The 20,451-nt window shown below is 73.2% G+C and carries 19 protein-coding genes; 8 read left to right on the forward strand and 11 right to left on the reverse strand.

Features of this window, described 5'->3' with window-relative positions; translation table 11 throughout:
• Positions 1–554 precede the first annotated feature (554 nt).
• The 5 genes from proC to ACZ7GJ_RS14010 form a co-directional block, all read right to left on the reverse strand.
• Positions 555–1,364 carry a pyrroline-5-carboxylate reductase gene (gene proC, locus ACZ7GJ_RS13990; protein WP_470751591.1) on the reverse strand — a complete coding sequence of 270 codons (810 nt, stop codon included), beginning with the start codon at positions 1,362–1,364 and terminating at the stop codon, positions 555–557.
• Between the two features lie 119 nt (positions 1,365–1,483).
• Entirely contained in the window at positions 1,484–2,221 is a 738-nt protein-coding gene (locus tag ACZ7GJ_RS13995; RefSeq protein WP_365923919.1) for an ABC transporter permease, read from the reverse strand.
• A complete protein-coding gene (locus ACZ7GJ_RS14000) occupies positions 2,218–3,063 on the reverse strand; it encodes an ABC transporter ATP-binding protein (protein ID WP_470751593.1) in 846 nt (281 codons plus the stop codon). Before ACZ7GJ_RS14000 ends, ACZ7GJ_RS13995 begins: the two co-directional genes overlap by 4 nt.
• Before the next feature lie 83 nt (positions 3,064–3,146).
• Positions 3,147–3,692, reverse strand: a complete 546-nt coding sequence (locus ACZ7GJ_RS14005; protein ID WP_470751594.1) for a hypothetical protein — start codon at positions 3,690–3,692, stop codon at positions 3,147–3,149.
• A gap of 45 nt (positions 3,693–3,737) precedes the next feature.
• A complete protein-coding gene (locus ACZ7GJ_RS14010) occupies positions 3,738–4,040 on the reverse strand; it encodes a peptidase (protein ID WP_470751595.1) in 303 nt (100 codons plus the stop codon).
• Positions 4,041–4,146: 106 nt separating this feature from the next.
• On the opposite strand from ACZ7GJ_RS14010, the gene ACZ7GJ_RS14015 reads away from it, so the two are divergent.
• A complete protein-coding gene (locus tag ACZ7GJ_RS14015) occupies positions 4,147–6,306 on the forward strand; it encodes a serine/threonine-protein kinase (protein WP_470751596.1) in 2,160 nt (719 codons plus the stop codon).
• A gap of 238 nt (positions 6,307–6,544) precedes the next feature.
• Here the strand turns inward: ACZ7GJ_RS14015 and ilvD are convergent, their stop codons facing one another.
• The 4 genes from ilvD to ACZ7GJ_RS14035 all read right to left on the reverse strand — a co-directional run bounded on the left by ilvD (position 6,545) and on the right by ACZ7GJ_RS14035 (position 10,989).
• On the reverse strand, positions 6,545–8,395 hold the full coding sequence (ilvD, locus tag ACZ7GJ_RS14020; protein WP_470751597.1) for a dihydroxy-acid dehydratase: 1,851 nt from the start codon (positions 8,393–8,395) through the stop codon (positions 6,545–6,547).
• A 136-nt stretch (positions 8,396–8,531) separates the two neighbouring features.
• Complete coding sequence (locus ACZ7GJ_RS14025) at positions 8,532–9,152, reverse strand: TetR/AcrR family transcriptional regulator (protein WP_470751598.1); 621 nt, start codon at positions 9,150–9,152, stop codon at positions 8,532–8,534.
• A complete protein-coding gene (locus ACZ7GJ_RS14030) occupies positions 9,149–9,973 on the reverse strand; it encodes a sugar phosphate isomerase/epimerase family protein (RefSeq protein WP_470751599.1) in 825 nt (274 codons plus the stop codon). Before ACZ7GJ_RS14030 ends, ACZ7GJ_RS14025 begins: the two co-directional genes overlap by 4 nt.
• 74 nt (positions 9,974–10,047) lie before the next feature.
• On the reverse strand, positions 10,048–10,989 hold the full coding sequence (locus ACZ7GJ_RS14035; protein WP_470751600.1) for a Ppx/GppA family phosphatase: 942 nt from the start codon (positions 10,987–10,989) through the stop codon (positions 10,048–10,050).
• A gap of 63 nt (positions 10,990–11,052) precedes the next feature.
• On the opposite strand from ACZ7GJ_RS14035, the gene ACZ7GJ_RS14040 reads away from it, so the two are divergent.
• Positions 11,053–11,883, forward strand: coding sequence for a DUF3109 family protein (locus tag ACZ7GJ_RS14040; protein ID WP_470751602.1), 831 nt, complete (start codon positions 11,053–11,055; stop codon positions 11,881–11,883).
• Positions 11,884–11,902: 19 nt separating this feature from the next.
• On the opposite strand, the gene ACZ7GJ_RS14045 is transcribed toward ACZ7GJ_RS14040, so the two are convergent.
• Entirely contained in the window at positions 11,903–13,615 is a 1,713-nt protein-coding gene (locus ACZ7GJ_RS14045) for a BACON domain-containing protein (protein ID WP_470751603.1), read from the reverse strand.
• Between the two features lie 147 nt (positions 13,616–13,762).
• Here ACZ7GJ_RS14045 and radA point away from each other — a divergent pair, with 147 nt between their 5' ends.
• Positions 13,763–15,178: a DNA repair protein RadA gene (gene radA, locus ACZ7GJ_RS14050; protein ID WP_470751605.1), complete on the forward strand. Its 1,416-nt coding sequence runs from the start codon at positions 13,763–13,765 to the stop codon at positions 15,176–15,178.
• Between the two features lie 138 nt (positions 15,179–15,316).
• On the forward strand, positions 15,317–16,441 hold the full coding sequence (gene disA / locus ACZ7GJ_RS14055) for a DNA integrity scanning diadenylate cyclase DisA (protein WP_470751607.1): 1,125 nt from the start codon (positions 15,317–15,319) through the stop codon (positions 16,439–16,441).
• Positions 16,442–16,479: 38 nt separating this feature from the next.
• On the opposite strand, the gene ACZ7GJ_RS14060 is transcribed toward disA, so the two are convergent.
• Positions 16,480–17,223: a hypothetical protein gene (locus ACZ7GJ_RS14060; protein WP_470751609.1), complete on the reverse strand. Its 744-nt coding sequence runs from the start codon at positions 17,221–17,223 to the stop codon at positions 16,480–16,482.
• Positions 17,224–17,446: 223 nt separating this feature from the next.
• On the opposite strand from ACZ7GJ_RS14060, the gene ACZ7GJ_RS14065 reads away from it, so the two are divergent.
• The 4 genes from ACZ7GJ_RS14065 (at position 17,447) to ACZ7GJ_RS14080 (ending at position 20,443) form a co-directional block, all read left to right on the forward strand.
• A complete protein-coding gene (locus ACZ7GJ_RS14065; protein ID WP_470751610.1) occupies positions 17,447–18,088 on the forward strand; it encodes a phosphatase PAP2 family protein in 642 nt (213 codons plus the stop codon).
• Positions 18,085–19,017 (forward strand): HhH-GPD family protein, encoded by a 933-nt coding sequence (locus ACZ7GJ_RS14070; RefSeq protein ID WP_470751612.1) that lies wholly within the window; start codon positions 18,085–18,087, stop codon positions 19,015–19,017. Before ACZ7GJ_RS14065 ends, ACZ7GJ_RS14070 begins: the two co-directional genes overlap by 4 nt.
• Positions 19,018–19,205: 188 nt before the next feature.
• Positions 19,206–19,775: a SigE family RNA polymerase sigma factor gene (locus ACZ7GJ_RS14075; RefSeq protein WP_365923948.1), complete on the forward strand. Its 570-nt coding sequence runs from the start codon at positions 19,206–19,208 to the stop codon at positions 19,773–19,775.
• Positions 19,776–19,813: 38 nt separating this feature from the next.
• On the forward strand, positions 19,814–20,443 hold the full coding sequence (locus tag ACZ7GJ_RS14080; RefSeq protein ID WP_470751614.1) for a hypothetical protein: 630 nt from the start codon (positions 19,814–19,816) through the stop codon (positions 20,441–20,443).
• Positions 20,444–20,451: the final 8 nt, after the last annotated feature.

The raw sequence follows: 20,451 nt of genomic DNA on the forward strand, positions 1-20,451 counted from the left end.
TGGCGTTGATTTTTGGCACGCTGTTGAGTTCTCAAGGAACGGACGCTTCCTTTGTACTCACCCTCTCGGGCTTTCCTCCGGGCGCTTCCTTCGTTTCCGACTCTATCAGACTCTTTCGTGTCCGATTCCCGGTCGAAGCGGGTTTCGCTTTCCAGGTTTCCGCTTTCGCGTTTCCCTTTCCGGCGAGTTCGACTCTATCAGATCCTTTCGGGCCCGACCCCCAGTCAACGGGGTTTGCCGTTCGGGCTGTTGGGCCCTTGCGGCGAGTGAGACAGTAGCGGATTCCTTGCCCCCGAACCTAATCGGCGGCCGCGTCCTTGAACGCGGATTCCTCATTCGCAAATACGCATGAAAACGGGACGACGAAGTGCGTCGTTCGTTCGAATGTGTAGTGCGGGATGGCTGTCCGGGGACCGACCGGGGTCGGCGCTCACTTCGGACAACTCGAAGAACCTTACGGATGCCGCAAGCCTGTGTCAACCCTTGGCTGGGCGTCACCCGTACGACGAAGGGCCCCGCTCGCGCGGGGCCCTCGTACCTCTGGTGTCGTGGTGTCAGCTGTTGCCGGAGGCGAGCTCGCGGCTGCGGTCGCGGGCGGCTTCGAGGGCGGCGATCAGGGCCGCGCGGACGCCGTGCTTCTCCAGCTCGACGATCGCGTTGATCGTCGTACCGGCCGGGGAGGTCACGGCCTCGCGGAGCTTCACCGGGTGCTCACCGCTGTCGCGGAGCATCACGGCGGCGCCGATGGCGGCCTGGACGATGAGGTCGTGGGCCTGGGCGCGGGGCAGGCCCAGGAGGATGCCGGCGTCGGTCATCGCCTCGACGAGGAAGTAGAAGTACGCGGGCCCGGAGCCGGAGAGCGCGGTGGCCGCGTCCTGCTGGGACTCGGGGACGCGCAGGGTCTTGCCGACGCCCCCGAAGATCTCCTCGGTGTGCCGCAGGTGCGCGGCGGTGGCGTGGCTGCCGGCCGAGATGACGGACATGGCCTCGTCCACGAGGGCGGGGGTGTTCGTCATGACGCGCACGACCGGGGTGCCGGGGGCGAGGCGCTCCTCGAAGAACGAGGTGGGGATGCCGGCGGCGCCGCTGATGACCAGGCGGTCGCCGGGGACGTGCGGGGCGAGCTCCTCCAGGAGCTTGCCCATGTCCTGCGGCTTGACGGTGAGGATGAGGGTGTCGGCGCGCTTCGCGGCCTCGGCGTTGCTGACGGCCTGCACGCCGTAGCGGGAGACCAGCTCCTCGGCGCGCTCCGGGCGGCGGGCGGTGACGAGGAGCTTCGATGCGGGCCAGCCGCCCCGGATCATCCCGCTGAGCAGGGCCTCGCCGATCTTGCCGGTACCGAGGACTGCGACTGTCTGGGTCATGCCCGATTCACCTCGCCGAACTGTGTTGCACGCGTACTGCGGATACCTCCTCATCCTTGCACCCGCGCAGGTGGCGGCGGGCGGGTGTCCGCAGTGCGGTCAGCGCGGTCAGGGCGCGGTCAGGGGGTGCGGCGGCGCAGGGTGGCCGCGCCGAGGGCCAGGACGAGCAGGGCGCATCCGGCGACGATGACGACGTCGCGGATGAAGGCGGCGGTCATGTCGGTGTGGGTGAGGACCTGGGTCATGCCGTCGACGGCGTAGGACATGGGCAGGACGTCGGAGAGCCCTTCGAGGACCGGCTGCATGGTGCCGCGCGGGGCGAAGAGCCCGCAGAGCAGGAGCTGGGGGAAGATCACCGCCGGCATGAACTGGACGGCCTGGAACTCGGAGGCCGCGAAGGCCGAGACGAACAGGCCGAGCGCCGTCCCCAGGAGCGCGTCGAGCAGCGCGACGAGCAGCAGCAGCCACGGCGAGCCGACGACGTCGAGCCCGAGGAACCAGAGGGCCACGCCGGTGGCGAGCAGGGACTGGACCACGGCCATGGCGCCGAAGGCCAGCGCGTATCCGGCGATGAGGTCGCCCTTGCCCATCGGCATGGCGAGGAGGCGTTCGAGGGTGCCGGAGGTGCGTTCGCGCAGGGTCGCGATGGAGGTGATGAGGAACATCGTGATCAGCGGGAAGATGCCGAGGAGGCTGGCGCCGATGCTGTTGAAGGTGCGCGGGTCGCCGTCGAAGACGTAGCGCAGCAGGACGAGCATCAGTACAGGGACCAGCAGCATCAGCGCGATGGAGCGCGGGTCGTGCCGGAGCTGGCGCAGGACGCGGGCCGCGGTGGCGGTGGTGCGGGCTGTGGTCATCGGACTTCGGTCTCCTGAGTCGTACGGGGCGTACGGGACTCCCCGCGGGCGGCGGCGCCGGCGTTGGCCTCGTCGACGAGGCGGAGGAAGCCCTCCTCGACGGTGTCGCAGCCGGTACGGGTGCGCAGGCCCTCGGGGGTGTCCTGGGCGAGGATCCGGCCCTCGCGCATGAGGAGCAGGTCGTGGCAGCGCTCGGCCTCGTCCATGACGTGGGAGGAGACGAGGAGCGTGGCCCCGCGGGTGGCGGCGAGGTCGTGGAAGAGGTTCCACAGGTCGCGGCGCAGGACGGGGTCGAGGCCGACGGTGGGTTCGTCGAGGACGAGGAGCTCGGGGGTGCCGAGCAGGGCGACCGCGAGGGAGACGCGGCTGCGCTGCCCGCCGGAGAGGTTGCCGGCGAGGGCGGTGGCGTGGCTCGCGAGGTCGACGTCGGCGATGGCGCGGGTGACGGTGGCGTGGCGGCGTTCCGCGGCGGCGCGGCCGGGGTCGAGGATCGCGGCGAAGTAGTCGAGGTTCTGCCGGACGGTGAGGTCGTCGTAGACGGAGGGCGCCTGGGTGACGTAGCCGATGCGGTGGCGGAGCTCGGGGTGGCCGGCGGGGCGGCCGAGGACGTCGAGGGTGCCCGTGACGTGGGCCTGGGTGCCGGCGATGGCGCGCATGAGGGTGGACTTCCCGCAGCCGGAGGGGCCGAGGAGGCCGGTGATGCGGCCGCGGGGGACGTCGAAGCCGATGCCGTCGATGACGGTGCGGGGGGTGCGGCCGGTGCCGCGGCGGACGGTGAGGTCGAAGGCGCGTACGGCGGGGCCCTGGGCTCCCGGCTCGCGCTCGGACCGGTTATTCATCATGTGATGAATAATGCTCCCGGCTGTGCCGGGGCGTCAATCGCCCGGAGGGGTGCGCCTGGGTTTCTCCCGGCTCCGCGCCCGCGCTACTTCTTGCGCTTGGGGCGGCGGGCCGCCGGGTTGCCCGTACGGGAGCTGCGGCGGCGGGCGTACTCGGCCACGGCGCGCTCGTACTCGGCGCGGCGCAGCTTCTCGCCCGGTGCCTCGACCAGGCAGCGCAGGAAGTACGCGATGAGGCTGCCGATGAAGCCGATCGCCTTGAGGCCCTTGAGGGCGGCCTCGTCGGAGGACGGGGCGTGGCGGCGGCTGAAGGAGTCCCAGGTCTTGGCGAAGGCGATGGAGCTGGCGATCGCGAAGAGGATGACGACGGAGATGCTGAGGAAGGGGCCGACGTTGCCGATCTCCAGGCCCTCGTAGGACAGGCGCAGCAGGACCGCGGCGGCGACGGCGGTCGTCAGCGCGCCGACGGCGACGGCCGCGCGCCGCAGGGCGTAGCCCCCGTCGTGGTTCACCCAGGTGGTGCCGAAGAACCGGATCGGCTCGGGCTCCGGGCCCGCGGGGGCCGCGGCCTGGGCCGGGCCCTGGGCCTGGGCCGGCTCGGCGGGGGTCTGGTCTCGCTGGTCGTCGCTCACGTCAGCGATTATCCCCCGCCGGGGCCGGCCGGTCAGGGCCGAACGTCAGGCGCAGCGGGTGGCGACGTAGCCGTCACTGCCGGTCTTCACGTACGCGTCGGAGACGAACTGGCCGTTGCCGATGCAGTCCCAGATGTCGGTGGTGCCGTACGGGCCCGAGACGGTCGTGCCGGAGCACTGGCAGCGGATGCCGACGGTCGCGCCGAGCGGCAGCACGTCGACGACGGAGTAGTTGGTCCCCGGACCGCTGCGGACGTTCAGGCGGTAGCCGGGCGCGACCGGATACCGCGGGAATCCGGAGGTCTCGGCAAGGCTCTGTACTTGGCTTGAATCGTTCTCAAGCGACATGTGGAAATTCCCCCCTTGGGTGTCACTCTGCGCAACTCGCGCAGGGTAGCAGGACCTTGGATATCCCTACGGGCCATCGACTAGGCTCCGGCGGGGGTGGTGAGCGGTGCATTCGCTGCGCGCGGACTACGTGGGATTTCCGGAATACGCCGGTCAGTACCGGCTTGAGTCCGTGCTCGGCTCCGGCGGCATGGGCGTCGTCCACCTGGCCACCTCCGGTTCGGGGCTGAAACTCGCCGTCAAGATCGTGCACCCCGAGCACGCGGTCGATCCGGAGTTCCGGGCCCGCTTCCGGCAGGAGGTCACCGCCGCCCGGCGGGTGAGCGGGGCGTTCACCGCGCCCGTCGTGGACGCGGACCCGGACGCCGAGCGGCCGTGGATGGCCACGCTGTTCATCGACGCCCCGACCCTCGCCGAGCGCGTACGGGAGCGCGTGCTCGACCCCGCCGAGCTGGCCCGGCTCGCCGCCGGGCTGGCGGAGGCCCTGCGGGACATCCACCGGGCGGGCGTGGTGCACCGGGACCTGAAGCCCAGCAACGTACTGATGGCACCGGACGGGGTGCGGGTCATCGACTTCGGCATCTCGCGGCCGACCGACAGCGATCTGCGCACCGAGACCGGGAAGCTGATCGGGACCCCGCCGTTCATGGCGCCGGAGCAGTTCCAGCGGCCCCGGGAGGTCGGCACCGCCGCCGACGTGTTCGCCCTCGGCGCGGTGCTGGTGCACGCGGCGACCGGGCAGGGGCCCTTCGACTCCGACAGCCACTACCTCGTGGCGTACCAGGTGGTGCACGGCGAGCCCGACCTGACGGGACTGCCGCCGAAGCTCGCGCCGCTCGTCGCCCGCTGCCTTGCGAAGGACCCGGCGGAGCGGCCCACCGCCGACGAGCTCATCGGGGAGATGCGGGCGCTCGCGTACCCGACGGGCGAGGACACCCAGGCCTTCATCCCCCGGCCGAGGCGGCCGCTCGCCGGAGCCGGCCGGGGCGGGCGGGGCGGGCCGGGCGGCTCCGGCGACGAGGCCACGCACCTGCGGGACCGGGGCGCGGCGGAACCCTCCGCCGCCGGGCGGTCGCGGTCGCGGCGGACCCGGGCTGCCCTGGCGGCGGGCCTCGGGGTGCTGCTCGCGGCCGGAGCGGTCGGCGGGTACCTGTGGTCCGGGCCGGGGGACGAACCTTCGCGGCCGCGCACCGCGCCGGAAGCGCCCGGGCCGAAGCCGAAGCCGTTCGCCCCGTGGGCGGTACCGCTGGGCGAGCGGAACGCCGCCTGCTCCTGGGAGGCCGCGGCGCTGTACTGCGCCGGGCCGGGGCTGGCCGCGGCCCGGCTCGACCCGGCGGACGGCTCGGTGCTGTGGTCCGTACGGGCCGCCGCAACGGCCTCGCGCCCGGCGGCCGACGGCACTCCCCTGCACGCGGGCGGGCTGGTCCTCGCGGCGGCCCCGGGCAGCGGGCTGCTCCAAGCGCTGGACCCGGCCACGGGCGCGGAGCGCTGGCACCGCGGCCTGCCGCAGGGCGCGCACGTCGTACCGGCCGGGGGCCAGGTGCTGGTCGCGGGGGCGGACGGGGGCGTCACCGCGCTGGACGCGGCGAACGGGGCGGTGCGCTGGACGAAGCAGCTCGGCGGGGTCGGCTCGGTGTGGTGGGCCGGGCCGTCGGAGCCGGCGGTGGTGTACGTCGCCACCCCCGACGCGGGCGGCCGGACCACGCAGCTCTCGGCGGTGGACCCGGCGAGCGGAACGGTGCGCTGGCAGACCCGGCCGACGGGCCGGCTGCGGCCGGTGGGGGTCGCGCGCGGCGCGGTGTTCCTGCTGGACCGGGACGGGGACGCGCGCAGCGGCGCGGTCGTACGGGTGGATCTGGCGGGGACGCACCCGGCGGAGCGGGTACGGCTGTCGGCTCCGCTGTTCGAGGCCGAGGCGACGGTGGGCCCGGACGGGGTGACGTACGTGTTCGGGACCACGGGCGCGCTGGCGGCGGTGGGCCCGGCAAAGGAGGAGTGGCGGCTGGAGACCGGCGTGGCGGTGGCCTCGCGGCCGGTGTTCGCCGACGGGCGCGTCTACCTGGCGGCCGCGGACGGCCGCCTGCTGGCCATCGACGCGGCCGTGGGCCGGCTGGCCGGCCAGACGAAGCCCCGGATGGCGGGCGGAAGCGGCGGCACCTTCGCGGCAACCCTCCCCGCCCCCGTCGCCGCCGAAGGCCGAGTCTTCACCTCGGCCCCCGACGGCTCCCTGTTCGCGGTCCCCGCCACCAACCCCGCCGCCTGGTGAACGGCGGGGGGTAGCGCCGCCCGACCCGCCGACGGACGGAGTCCGGCGCAGCGACCCGAAGCCTGCGCAGCAGTGCGAGGGACGCGTCGAGAGGGGCGCGGCCGAGTCTTCACCTCGGCCCCCGACGGCACCCTCTTCGCCGTACCCGCCACCAACCCCGCCCGCCTGGTAGTACGGAAGAACCCCGCCGGGGGTGATATCCCGGCGGGGTTCTTTGTTCGTACGGTCCCGGAAAGGGTCAGCCCAGGCGGGTCACGTCGCGGACCGCGCCCTTGTCGGCGCTGGTGGCCATCGCCGCGTACGCGCGCAGCGCGGCCGAGACCTTGCGCTCGCGGTTCTTCGGCGCGTAGACGCCGCCGAGGGCCTCGCGGCGGGCCGCCAGGGTCTCCTCGTCGACCAGCAGCTCGATGGAGCGGTTCGGGATGTCGATCCGGATCCGGTCGCCGTCCTCGACCAGGGCGATCGTGCCGCCCGCCGCCGCCTCCGGGGAGGCGTGGCCGATGGAGAGGCCGGAGGTGCCGCCGGAGAAGCGGCCGTCCGTCACCAGCGCGCAGACCTTGCCGAGGCCGCGGCCCTTGAGGAAGGACGTCGGGTAGAGCATCTCCTGCATGCCGGGGCCGCCGCGCGGGCCCTCGTAGCGGATGACGACCACGTCGCCCGCCTTGATCTCCTTGCGGAGGATCTTCTCGACGGCCTCGTCCTGCGACTCGGAGACGACGGCCGGGCCCTCGAAGGTCCAGATCGACTCGTCGACGCCGGCCGTCTTCACGACGCACCCGTCGACGGCGATGTTGCCGCGCAGCACGGCGAGGCCGCCGTCCTTGGAGTACGCGTGCTGGACGGAGCGGATGCAGCCGCCCTCGGCGTCGAGGTCGAGGGTGTCCCAGCGCTCGGACTGGGAGAAGGCGGTGGCGGAGCGCACGCAGCCGGGGGCCGCGTGCCACAGCTCCATGGCGGTGTCGCTGGCCGTGCCGGAGCGGGCGTCCCACTTCGCGAGCCAGTCCTCCAGGCCGTCCGAGTGGACGGAGGTGACGTCCTTGTTCAGGAGGCCGCCGCGGTGCAGCTCGCCGAGGATCGCGGGGATGCCGCCGGCGCGGTGGATGTCCTCCATGTAGTACGTACCGCCGGGCGCGACGTTCGGCGCGACCTTGGACAGGCACGGGACGCGGCGCGAGACGGCGTCGATGTCCTTGAGGTCGTAGTCCAGGCCCGCTTCCTGCGCCGCGGCCAGCAGGTGCAGGATCGTGTTCGTCGAGCCGCCCATGGCGATGTCGAGCGCCATGGCGTTCTCGAAGGCCTCGCGGGAGGCGATGTTGCGCGGCAGGACGGACTCGTCGCCGTCCTCGTAGTACCGCTTGGTGATCTCCACGACGGTCCGGCCGGCGTCCTCGTACAGGGCGCGGCGGGCGGTGTGCGTGGCGAGGACCGAGCCGTTGCCGGGGAGGGCGAGGCCGATGGCCTCGGCGAGGCAGTTCATGGAGTTGGCGGTGAACATGCCCGAACACGACCCGCAGGTCGGACAGGCGTTCTCCTCGATGCGCAGGACGTCCTCGTCCGAGACGTTCTCGTTGGAGGCGTCGACCATGGCGTCGATCAGGTCGAGCTTGCGGACGGTGCCGTCGACGAGGATGGCCTGCCCGGCCTCCATCGGACCGCCGGACACGAAGACGACCGGAATGTTCAGGCGCAGGGCGGCCATCAGCATGCCGGGGGTGATCTTGTCGCAGTTGGAGATGCAGATCAGGGCGTCGGCGCAGTGCGCCTCGACCATGTACTCCACCGAGTCGGCGATCAGGTCGCGCGAGGGCAGCGAGTAGAGCATGCCGCCGTGGCCCATCGCGATGCCGTCGTCGACCGCGATCGTGTTGAACTCGCGCGGGATCGCGCCCGCCGCACGGATGGCGTCGGAGACGATCCGGCCGACCGGGGCCAGGTGGGTGTGGCCCGGGACGAACTCGGTGAAGGAGTTGGCGACCGCGATGATCGGCTTCCCGATGTCCGCGCTCGCTACGCCCGACGCACGCATAAGGGCACGTGCGCCCGCCATGTTGCGGCCGTGGGTGACGGTGCGGGACCTCAGCTCAGGCATCGGGTTCACTCCCCATGTGTGCGGCGGCGTCTGACGCCTGCCGCGACTGCGGATATGGCTCGGTTACGAGGCTACGCCCACCGCCCGGGATCCGGACACGCGGTCCGGATGCCGGGACGGGGGGCTCGGTCCTCGGTCACTCTTCGGTCAGGTAGCGCTGGAGGGTCGGTGCCACCAGGGCGACGATGTCCTCCGGGTCGGCGGACGCGAGGGGCTCGACCTGGACGACGTAGCGCAGCAGGGCGATGCCGATCATGTGCGAGGCGGCCAGTTCGGCCCGGAAGGTGGGGTCGGGGACGTTGAGGTCGGCGGCGACGCGCTCCAGGACCCGGCGCAGGATCAGGCCGCGCAGCACCTTCGCGGCGGCCTCGTGCGTCAGCGCGGACCGGATCACGGCGAGCAGCGGGGCCCGGCTGACCGGGTTCTCCCAGATCCCCAGGAAGTAGCGGGCGAGGCGCTCCCCGATCCCCTCGGGTCCCTCGCCGACGATCGCCGGGACCACGAGCGCCGGCTCGATGCTCAGCTCGATGGCGGCGGCGAAGAGCTCGTCCTTGCTGCCGAAGTAGTGGTGCACCAGGGCGGGGTCCACGCCCGCCGCCTTGGCGATCCCGCGTACGGAGGTCTTGTCGTAGCCGCGCTCGGCGAACTCGGAGCGGGCGGCGAGGCGGATGCGCTCCTGCGTGCCGGGACCGTCGTCGGCCTCGTCCTGCCGGGGCCGGCCGGGTCCCCGGCGGGGGCGCTGCGCGGGGGCGGTCACGGGCGGGGCGCCGGGGTGGTGTTCGCGGCGAGGTGGAGGCGGGTGAAGGCCAGCGCCTCGGCGAGGTCGGCCTCGCGCTCGGCGGAGGACATCGCGCGGCGGGTGTTGACCTCGATCACGACGTGCCCGTCGAAGGAAGTGCGGGCGAGGCGCTCCAGCAGCTCGGCGCAGGGCTGTGTACCGCGGCCGGGTACGAGGTGCTCGTCCTTCGCGGAGCCGTTCCCGTCGGCGAGGTGGACGTGGGCGAGCCGGTCGCCCATCCGGTCGATCATCGCGGTGGCGTCCGTACGGGCGGTCGCGGTGTGCGAGAGGTCGACGGTGAAGTGCCGGTAGTCGTCCTTCGTCACGTCCCACTCGGGCGCGTACGCGAGCATCTCGCGGTCGCGGTAGCGCCACGGGTACATGTTCTCGACGGCGAAGCGGACGTCGGTCTCGTCGGCCATGCGCCAGATGCCGCTGACGAAGTCGCGGGAGTACTGCCGCTGCCAGCGGAAGGGCGGGTGCACGACGACGGTGGACGCGCCGAGGCGCTCGGCCGCGGCCTGGGCGCGCTGGAGCTTGGTCCAGGGGTCGGTGGACCAGACGCGCTGGGTGATCAGGAGGCAGGGCGCGTGCACGGCCAGGATCGGCACCTGGTGGTGGTCCGAGAGCCGCCGCAGGGCGTCGACGTCCTGGCTGACCGGGTCCGTCCAGACCATGACCTCGACGCCGTCGTAGCCGAGGCGCGCGGCGATCTCGAAGGCGGTCGCCGTCGACTCCGGGTACACGGAGGCGGTGGAGAGGGCGACTTTCGCGTTCGGGATCCGGACTGGGTTTGCCACGGGGACAGGGTACCGATGCCCCGCCCCACCGGGGGCGGGATCCCTCCGGTGCCCGGCCCCGCCGTCGCCGCGCGTCAGGACGGCGGGGGGACCGGGAGGTGGTCCAGGCGGCGCAGGATGACGCCCTCGCGCAGGGCCCAGGGGCAGATCTCCAGTTCGTCGACGCCGAAGAGGTCCATCGCGCCTTCCGCGACCAGCGCCCCGGCCAGGAGCTGCGAGGAGCGGCCCTCCGACACGCCGGGGAGCGCGGACCGCTGGGAGGTCGTCATCGCCGCCAGCCGGGGGACCCACTCCTCCAGGGCCTTGCGCGTCAGGTCCCGCTGGACGTACAGGCCGTCCGCCGAACGTGCCGCGCCCGCGATCCGGGCCAGCTGCTTGAACGTCTTGGACGTCGCCACGACCCGGTCCGGCGTCCCGAAGCGGCTGAACTCGCCGACCGTCCGCGCGATCTGGGCCCGCGCATGGCGGCGCAGCGCCCGTACGTCGGCGGGGTCCGGCGGGTCGCCCGGGAGCCAGCCCGCCGTCAGGCGGCCCGCGCCGAGCGGGAGGGAGACGGCCGCGTCCGGTTCCTCGTCGATGCCGAAGGCGATCTCCAGCGAGCCGCCGCCGATGTCCAGGACCAGCAGCTTCCCCGCGGACCAGCCGAACCACCGCCGGGCGGCCAGGAACGTCAGCCGTGCCTCGTCGCCGCCGCTGAGCACCGGCAGGTCGATGCCCGTCTCGGCCTTGACCCGGGCCAGCACCTCGTCGGCGTTGGTCGCCTCGCGCACCGCGCTCGTCGCGAAGGGGAGTACGTCCTCGCACCCCTTGTCCTCGGCCGCCTGCACCGCGCCGCCGATCACCGAGACGAGCCGCTCGACGCCCTCGGGCGTGACCGCGCCGTGCTCGTCGAGGAGCTCCGCCAGCCGCAGTTCCACCTTGTGCGAGTGCGCCGGCTGCGGGCGCGCACCGGGGTGCGCGTCCACCACCAGCAGATGGATCGTGTTCGAACCCACATCAAGGACACCGAGTCTCATAGGGGGAAACGCTACTGCGCGGATCGCGTAGGGGTGGAGTAAGGGGCCCTTAGGCTTGGGTTTGTGCCAAATACGAAGAAGGCCAAGTCCAAGAGCAAGAGCAAGACGAAGGCGGGCGCCGCCGCCCAGGCCCCGGTCGCCGGTGACGAGAAGGGCCTCGACTTCCCCCGGGCGTGGGTGGAGTTCCCCGACCCCGCCGACGACGAGCAGGTCTTCCGCTGCGACCTGACCTGGCTGACCTCCCGCTGGACGTGCATCTTCGGCAGCGGCTGCCAGGGCATCCAGGCCGGGCGCGCCGACGACGGCTGCTGCACGCTCGGCGCGCACTTCTCCGACGAGGACGACGAGAAGCGCGTGGCGGAGCACGTGGCCCGGCTGACGCCGGAGCTGTGGCAGTTCCACGACGTCGGCAGCGAGACCGGCTGGACGCAGCACGACGACGACGGGGAGAAGCAGACCCGGCGCTGGGACGGCGCCTGCATCTTCCTGAACCGGCCCGGGTTCGCGGCCGGGGCCGGCTGCTCGCTGCACATCCTGGCGGTGCGCGAGGGCAAGGAGCCGCTGGAGACCAAGCCGGACGTGTGCTGGCAGCTGCCGATCCGGCGGACCTACGACTGGATCGACCGGCCGGACGACACCCGCGTGCTGCAGGTGTCGATCGGCGAGTACGACCGGCGCGGCTGGGGCCCCGGCGGCCACGACCTGCACTGGTGGTGCACCTCGGCCACGTCCGCGCACGGCGCCGGGAAGCCGGTGTACGTGTCCTACCGCGCCGAGCTGACCGAGCTGATGGGCAAGGAGGGGTACGAGGCGCTGGTGGAGCTGTGCGAGGCGCGGCTGTCCTCGCTGCTGCCGATGGCCCCCCACCCGGCGGACCCGGTCCTGCCCGCCTGACGGGTACCGGGCTACGGGGCTACCCCGAGGCGGAGGTGTCCGGGCTCGGGGAAACCGTTCCTTCTGACCCCGTCGGGGTGGGCGTCGCCGTCGGGGTCGGCGTGGGCGACTGCGGCGGCGTCGAGGTGGGAGTCGGGGTCGGCGTGGGGGTCGGCGTCGGGGACGCCGGCGCGGTCGGCGTGGGCGTCGGTGCCGGGCGGCCGCGGCCGCGGATGGAGACGACGGCGCCGCCGGGCTCGATGCCTACGTGGGCCGTCCACTCCCCGACGGGCTGGGCCTCGGGGTCCACGTCGATCCGTAGGGTGGCCGATTCTCCGGGGACCAGCGTGCCCGAGGTCCGGCTCGCCCGGAGCCACGGCGCGTCGGACCACAGCCGCCAGTCCACCGGCGCGTCGCCCGAGGCGCTGAGGGTGAGCAGGGTGGTCGCGCCGTGGGAGGAAGCGGCCACGGCGAGCCGGCCGGGGGCGCCCGGGCCGGAGCGGTCGGGGGTGGCGGGCGGCCCGGTGCTGATCACCTCGACGGACACGTCGGGCGCGGCGCTGCCCGCGGCGAAGCCGGGGCCGCCGGTGGTGACGGCGGCGTTGCCCGCGTTCTCGTACGCCGCCAGCGGGCGGCCGTCGGTGCGCGGCAGCGGCATCTCCGACTCGCTCGCGGAGATCCGGGCGGAGCCGCCGCCGACGGGCTCCCCGGTGCTGGGGGCCCCGCGGTAGGCGGCCCAGAGCGCGAGCACGGGGGCCGCGACGACGGTGGCGACCACCGTGGTGGTCACGGCCCGGGTGCGCATCCGGTCGCGGCGGGCCGCGCGGTCCTTGGGGTCCATCGGGAAGCCGGTCCGGTCGAAGCGCGGGCCGGCTCCGCGGCGCCGACCGGAGCGGAGCATCGCGGCGTGCACGGCCGTACGGGGTGCCGGGACCAGCGGCAGCGCGGCGGTGTCGACCCCGCCGGAGCCCGGCCAGGGCCCGCCGGCCCCGACCCGCTCGGCGACGCGTCGGCAGCGCGGGCAGTCGTCGACGTGCCGGACCAGCTCGGCGCGCAGGCTGGTGGACAGCAGGACCGCGCCGTCGCCGCCGTCGCCGGTGAGCCGGGACACGGTCGGGCAGTTGCCCGTCTCCACGACGGCGAGGGCGGCGCGGGTGCGCTCCACCTCGCAGGCGGCTCCGGTCAGCAGCTCGCGGGCGGCGGGCTGGGCCGTACCGAGGACGGCGGCGAGTTCGGACACCCCGAGGCGGTGGCGGACGGCGAGTTCGAGGGCCTCGCGCTGCCCGGGCGTGGTCCCGGCGGCCTCGGGCCAGGCGAGGCGGGCGAGCTCGGTACGGCGGTAGGCGCTGACGTCAAGGAGCCGGTGGGCGCTCGGCGCCTCCGGCGCACACCCCGGGTCCGTGCGCTCCGGCGCACGCCGGGCGGAATGCGCCCCCTGCCTGGCGCGCCGCTGCTCGGCGAGCCGGCGCAGGCAGGCCCAGCGCGCCAGCGCGTACAGCCAGGCGCGCCGGTCCCCCTCGTCGGGACACCGCCCCGGGTGCCGCTCGGCCACGGCCAGCACGTCGCCGAGCACGTCGGTGGCGGTGTCGTGGTCGCAGAGGACCGAGAGGCAGTACGTGAACAGGCCGTCGAGGTAGGGCTCGTGCCGGAAGGGGGGCGGCTGCTCCGTCGAGTGCCCCTCGCGGCGCGTGCGCCCGTGCGCCCGGTGTGCGCCGGTGCGCGATGCGGGGTGCGATTGGTTGCTGCTGTTCACCTGGCGACCGTAGGCGGCATGCCGCTTACCCCCTGGAAGCCTTCACCACAATTAGCCCTTATGGGTGAACAGATCGGTACCGCGCTGACTTCACCCCTGACGCCGCCCGCCACGGCGCTGTCGGTACCGGCGGCTACCGTGGGGCGCATGGCTGCCCGTACATCTCGCTCATCCGCCAAGGACCGGCCGTCCTACCGCTGTACCGAGTGCGGGTACTCCACCGCCAAGTGGCTCGGCCGGTGCCCCGAGTGCCAGGCCTGGGGCACCGTCGAGGAGATCGGCGGCGCGCCCGCCGTCCGGACCACCGCGGCCGGCCGGGTCTCGTCCGCCGCGGTCCCGATCGCGCAGGTCGACAGCCGCACCGCGACCGCCCGCAGCACCGGCGTGTCCGAGCTCGACCGCGTCCTCGGCGGCGGCCTGGTGCCCGGCGCCGTCGTCCTGCTCGCGGGCGAGCCGGGCGTCGGCAAGTCGACGCTGCTGCTCGACGTCGCGGCGAAGGCGGCCACCGACGAGCACCGCACGCTCTACGTCACCGCCGAGGAGTCGGCGAGCCAGGTGCGGCTGCGGGCCGACCGGATCAACGCGCTCAGCGACCACCTCTTCCTCGCCGCCGAGACCGACCTGTCCGCCGTACTGGGCCACCTCGACGCGGTGAAGCCGTCCCTGCTGGTCCTGGACTCCGTACAGACCGTGGCCTCCCCGGAGATCGACGGCGCGCCCGGCGGCATGGCCCAGGTGCGGGAGGTGGCCGGGGCGCTGATCCGCGCGTCCAAGGAGCGCGGGATGGCCACGCTGCTCGTCGGGCACGTCACCAAGGACGGGGCCATCGCCGGACCCCGGCTGCTGGAGCACCTGGTGGACGTCGTGCTCAGCTTCGAGGGCGACCGGCACGCGCGGCTGCGCCTCGTGCGCGGCGTGAAGAACCGGTACGGGGCCACGGACGAGGTCGGCTGCTTCGAGCTGCACGACGAGGGCATCACCGGGCTCGCCGACCCGAGCGGGCTGTTCCTGACCCGCCGCGCCGAGGCCGTGCCGGGGACCTGCCTGACGGTGACCCTGGAGGGCAAGCGCCCGCTGGTCGCCGAGGTGCAGGCGCTGACGGTGGACTCGCAGATCCCCTCGCCCCGCCGGACCACCTCGGGTCTGGAGACCTCCCGCGTCTCGATGATGCTGGCCGTGCTGGAGCAGCGCGGCCGGATCACCGCGCTCGGCAAGCGCGACATCTACAGCGCGACCGTGGGCGGGGTGAAGCTGACCGAGCCGGCCGCCGACCTGGCCATCGCGCTGGCGCTGGCCTCGGCCGCCAGCGACGTCCCGCTCCCGAAGAACCTCGTCGCCATCGGCGAGGTCGGGCTGGCCGGCGAGGTGCGGCGCGTGACGGGCGTACAGCGGCGCCTCGCGGAGGCCCACCGGCTGGGGTTCACGCACGCCCTGGTGCCGGTGGATCCGGGGAAGGTGCCGCCCGGCATGAAGGTCACGGAGGTCGCCGACATGGGCGATGCGCTACGGGCCCTGCCGCGCGGCCGGTCCCGCACTCCGGCCCGGGAACGCGACGCGGAGTAGCAGCTCAGCAGGTCCGTACGGGGCCCCGTGGCGGGCGCCTGCGCCAACGCTCGGCGGGGCCGCAGTGCGCGCCGGTAGACTTTGTGCTGGTCCGCCCGGCCGTACGCAGGCGGCACAACCCGCGACCGGAGGAGTGCAGTGGCAGCCAAGGACGGGGCAGCAGCATCCGGAAAGTCGGGCGCGAGCTCCAAGCAGGAGGCCATGATGCGTGCCTCGCTGAGCGCGGTCGCACCTGGTCAGCCGCTGCGTGACGGGCTGGAACGGATCGTCCGCGGCAACACCGGCGGGCTCATCGTCCTCGGCATGGACAAGACGGTCGACTCGATGTGCACCGGCGGCTTCGTGCTGGACGTGGAGTTCACGGCGACCCGCCTGCGCGAGCTGTGCAAGCTCGACGGCGCGCTCATCCTCGACAAGGACATCACCAAGATCCTGCGGGCCGGCGTGCAGCTGGTGCCGGACGCGTCGATCCCCACGGAGGAGACCGGCACCCGGCACCGCACGGCGGACCGCGTCTCGAAGCAGTGCGGCTTCCCCGTCGTCTCGGTCTCGCAGTCGATGCGGCTGATCGCGCTGTACGTGGACGGCGAGCGGCGCGTGCTGGAGGAGTCCGGGGCGATCCTGTCCCGGGCGAACCAGGCGCTCGCCACGCTGGAGCGGTACAAGCTGCGCCTCGACGAGGTCGCGGGCACGCTGTCGGCGCTGGAGATCGAGGACCTGGTGACGGTCCGCGACGTGACGGCGGTCGCCCAGCGGCTGGAAATGGTGCGCCGGATCGCGACCGAGATCGCCGAGTACGTGGTCGAACTGGGCACGGACGGGCGACTGCTGTCCCTCCAGCTGGACGAGCTGACGGTCGGGATCGAGCAGGAGCGGGAGCTGGTGATCCGGGACTACGTTCCGGAGCCGACGGCGAAGCGTTCCCGCACGGTGGACGAGGCCCTCTTCGAACTGGACGCGCTGACCCACCCCGAGCTGCTGGAACTGGCGATCGTGGCGAAGGCGCTGGGCTACACAGGCTCGCCGGAGACCCTGGACTCGGCGGTGTCCCCGCGGGGCTACCGGCTGCTTGCGAAGGTTCCGCGGCTGCCGGGGGCGATCATCGAGCGGCTGGTGGAGCACTTCGGCGGCCTGCAGAAGCTGCTGGCCGCGTCGGTGGACGACCTCCAGACGGTCGACGGCGTCGGCGAGGCGCGTGCGCGCAGCGTCCGCGAGGGCCTGTCCCGCCTGGCGGAGTCCTCGATCCTGGAACGCTACGTCTGACCCTTCAGTCCTGCTGACCCTTCAGTCCTGCTGACCTTTCAGTCCTGCTTCAGGACGAACGAGGTGCGGGCCACCGGCATGCCCGGGGACTTGACCTCGACCACGTAGGTGTCAGGAGCCGCGGACCCCGCCGGAGGCGTGGCGCACTGGTCCGCCGCGCTGAAGCGGCGGTCCCATTCCAGGGACTGCTTCGTCTCGCCCTGCGCCGGGACGCGGAAGAAGACGTTGCCCGCGCCCGCAGGGCAGTCCGCCGAAGACCAGACGGCCTTGCTGGTCGTCGCCTGAAGGATGGTCAGTACCGCCTGCCTCGGGCCGAGATCGACCTTGCAGGTCGTGCCGGAGACGTTGCGGGCCAGGAGTTCGAGGCGGGGCTTCTCGTTCGCCTCGTACTCGTTCTTCACGCTCTTGACCTCCCACTGCACCGCGCCCATCGCGCAGGTGGGCAGCGGGGAGTCGGCCGGGACCTGGGCCGAACCGCCGCCACCGGAAGCGGAACCCGATCCGCCCGCGCCGCCGGAGCCCGTGCCGCCGCCCGGTTCGCCGTTCTTGCCGGCGCCCGCGGAGCCGCCGCCACCGCTGCCGCCCTCGGAGCCGGTGCCCGACTCCGCCCGGCCGCCCGGGGCCTGACTGATCGCCGGGCCACTGCCCGAGGGGCCCGGGGTGATCGAGGTGACGGGGTTGGGGCCGCTCTCGCCCTTGCCGTTCGTACTCGTCTTGCCCCCGCCGGAACTGACGGTCCATACGGCGAGGAGCGCGAGGAGCGCGGCAACGGACGCCAGCACAGCCCTCCGTCGCCAGTAGATGGAGGAGGGGAGCGGCCCGACCGGATTGCGCAGAGATCCCACGAACGGAACCTTACGAGAATTCGCGGCGCGATCCGTGCCCCACATGCCGCGCACCCGGCTTGTTTTGGCGATGATCATCCTGCGAGTGGACTGACGAGCGATCAGAACCAGCCGTTCACCTCACAAAGTCATTAATCCGCTTTGAGTACTCTCGGTGACCATGGACAGTTCTGACCTCTATCGCGACATCACCGACTTCGCCCACTCCACACCCGCCTGGGTGCAGTCGGCCGTCGAGGTCTGGACGGAGTACGGGCTCCTCTTCTTCGGCCTGCTCTTCGTGGCCGCGTGGTGGCGGGCCCGCCGCAGCCCCGACCCCCGGGCCGTCGCCCTCGCCGTCGTGGCGCCGCTGGCCACCGCCATCGCCTACGTCGCCTCCGAGGTCGTGAAGTCCACCGTGGACGAGGAGCGGCCCTGCCGGGCCGTGGCCGGGGCGGCGGCCTCGCTGGTCCCGTGTCCGCCCTCCGGTGACTGGTCCTTCCCCAGCAACCACGCCGCCATCGCCGGCGCCGCCGCCGTCGCGCTCGCCCTGGCCGTGCGCCGGCTCGCCCTGCTGACCGTGCCGCTCGCGCTCCTGATGGCCCTCTCCCGCGTCTTCGTCGGGGTGCACTACCCGCACGACGTCGCGATGGGCCTGCTGCTCGGCGGTTCGCTCGCCGCCCTCGTCGTACTGCTGCTGACCGGTCCTATCAGTACGATCACCACCGCCATGCGGGCGAGCGGCGGCCGCGCCGCTGTCTGGTTCACCGGCCCGGGCCCCGCGCGGCAGGCCCGAAACGTGCCAGGATGCCGTCTGCCATGACTGCACCCGTATCCCAGCACTCCGCGCACGCGCTGCACTCCCCCGTCATCGCGTGGTTCGACGAGCACGCCCGCGACCTGCCCTGGCGCCGCCCCGAGGCCGGCCCCTGGGGGGTCATGGTCAGCGAGTTCATGCTCCAGCAGACCCCGGTCAGCCGCGTCCTGCCCGTGTACGAGCAGTGGCTCGCCCGGTGGCCCCGGCCCGCCGACCTGGCGGCCGAGCCCTCCGGGGAGGCCGTACGGGCCTGGGGGCGGCTCGGGTACCCGCGCCGGGCCCTGCGCCTGCACGGCGCGGCCGTCGCGATAACGGAGCGGCACGGGGGCGACGTACCGCGGGAGCACGCGCAGCTGCTCGCGCTGCCCGGGATCGGCGAGTACACGGCGGCCGCCGTGGCCTCCTTCGCGTACGGGCAGCGGCACGCCGTGCTCGACACCAACGTCCGCCGGGTCCTCGCGCGCACCGCCACGGGAGTGGAGTACCCGCCGAACGCCACCACCGCGGCCGAGCGGCGCCTGGCCCGGGAGCTGCTGCCCGGGGACGAGGACACCGCTGCCCGCTGGGCCGCGGCCTCCATGGAGCTCGGGGCCCTGGTGTGCACGGCCAAGAGCCCGGACTGCGCCCGCTGCCCGGTGGCCGGACTGTGCGCGTGGCGGCTCGCCGGGAAGCCGGCGCACGAGGGACCGCCGCGGCGCGGGCAGACGTACGCCGGGACCGACCGGCAGGTGCGCGGCAGGCTCCTCGCGGTGCTGCGGGAGGCGGTCGGCGCGGTTCCGCAGGCGCTGCTCGACACGGTGTGGGACGAGCCGGTGCAGCGCGCCCGGGCGCTGGACGGTCTGGTCGCCGACGGGCTGGTGGAGCCGCTGGCGCAGGGCATGTACCGGCTTCCGCAGAGCGGAGCCGCCACCGGCTCGGAGCCCGCTCGAAGCTGACTGGAAGCTGACTCGAAGATTCCGCTTATGTCCGCGAAACCCCAGCTCACGGGTGCTGTTACACAACCTATGGGTGTCCGTGCGCCCACCGAAGGCTGGTCCGCACAGGCCCGTGACAACGCCTCCGTACTTTCGAATCCGTAAGGCAGAGGACGCGGGTTGGTCGGTCGGTACGGAGGCGGTCTGAGATGGCGCACACGGCGCACGGCGAGGTACTCGAATTCGAGGAGTACGTACGCACTCGGCAGGACGCGCTGCTGCGCAGCGCCCGGCGCCTGGTCCCGGACCCCACCGACGCGCAGGACCTCCTGCAGACCGCCCTCGTGCGCACCTACGGCCGCTGGGACGGCATCGCCGACAAGTCCCTCGCCGACGCCTACCTGCGCCGGGTCATGATCAACACCCGTACCGAGTGGTGGCGCGCCCGCAAGCTCGAAGAGGTCCCCACCGAGCAGCTGCCCGACGCCTCCGTCGAGGACGGCTCCGACCAGCGCGCCGACCGCGCCCTGCTCATGGACATCCTCAAGGTGCTCGCGCCCAAGCAGCGCAGCGTGGTCGTGCTGCGACACTGGGAGCAGATGAGCACCGAGGAGACGGCCGCGGCGCTCGGCATGTCGGCGGGAACCGTGAAGAGCACTCTGCACCGCGCGCTGGCCCGCCTCCGGCAGGAGCTGGAGAGCCGGGACCTGGACATGCGCGCGCTCGAACGCGGTGACCACACCATCCGGTACGAGGGGCGTGAGCGGTGCGCGGCCTGAATGGCCAATGCCTGAGCGGTAGAAGCTCGCTGGTACTGGTGTCGACGGGGACGGTCGTCCTCGTCGGCACAGTGCTGTTCGCGGTCGGATGCTCCACCGGGGGCACCGGCCTGCGCGACGGCGGCCCCGCCCGCACCGAGTCCGTGGCCAAGAGCACCCCGCCGACCGCCGCCCCCTCGGCCGACGCCCCGGCCTCCTCCGCCCAGCCCGCGAAGAAGGTCGACCCGATCGCGCTGCTCAAGGCCGACCCCAAGGTGAGCGCAGAGATCAAGCGCGACCTCAAGCCCTGCACGGGCAAGGAGTACCCGGTCGACGTCAGCTACGGGAAGCTCACCGGCAGCTCGGCCGTGGACATCGTCGTCAACGTCCTGTCGTGCGCCGACGCACTGGGCCGCGGCTCGTACGTGTACCGGGCCGACGACGGGAAGTACGAGAATGTCTTCTCGGACGAGCAGCCGCCCGTCTACGCGGAGATCGACCGCGGCGCCCTCGTGGTCAACAAGCCGGTCTACGGGAAGAGCGACGCGCTCGCCTACCCGTCGGGCGAGGACGTGATCACCTACCGCTGGAGCGGGGAGATGTTCACCGAGCAGGACCGGGTCCACTCGGACTACAGCAACGTGGTCGACGGCGGCGTGGCACCCGCTCCGGCCATCACCAAGAACTAAAGGCGAGG

Source organism: Streptomyces sp. NPDC037242, assembly GCF_055604165.1.

Coding starts and splice junctions, on each gene's coding strand:
- proC (WP_470751591.1), bottom strand. CDS start 1,364: ATGACCCAGACAGTCGCAGTCCTCGGTACCGGCAAGATCGGCGAGGCC.
- ACZ7GJ_RS13995 (WP_365923919.1), bottom strand. CDS start 2,221: ATGACCACAGCCCGCACCACCGCCACCGCGGCCCGCGTCCTGCGCCAG.
- ACZ7GJ_RS14000 (WP_470751593.1), bottom strand. CDS start 3,063: ATGATGAATAACCGGTCCGAGCGCGAGCCGGGAGCCCAGGGCCCCGCC.
- ACZ7GJ_RS14010 (WP_470751595.1), bottom strand. CDS start 4,040: ATGTCGCTTGAGAACGATTCAAGCCAAGTACAGAGCCTTGCCGAGACC.
- ilvD (WP_470751597.1), bottom strand. CDS start 8,395: ATGCCTGAGCTGAGGTCCCGCACCGTCACCCACGGCCGCAACATGGCG.
- ACZ7GJ_RS14035 (WP_470751600.1), bottom strand. CDS start 10,989: ATGAGACTCGGTGTCCTTGATGTGGGTTCGAACACGATCCATCTGCTG.
- radA (WP_470751605.1), top strand. CDS start 13,763: ATGGCTGCCCGTACATCTCGCTCATCCGCCAAGGACCGGCCGTCCTAC.
- ACZ7GJ_RS14065 (WP_470751610.1), top strand. CDS start 17,447: ATGGACAGTTCTGACCTCTATCGCGACATCACCGACTTCGCCCACTCC.
- ACZ7GJ_RS14070 (WP_470751612.1), top strand. CDS start 18,085: ATGACTGCACCCGTATCCCAGCACTCCGCGCACGCGCTGCACTCCCCC.
- ACZ7GJ_RS14075 (WP_365923948.1), top strand. CDS start 19,206: ATGGCGCACACGGCGCACGGCGAGGTACTCGAATTCGAGGAGTACGTA.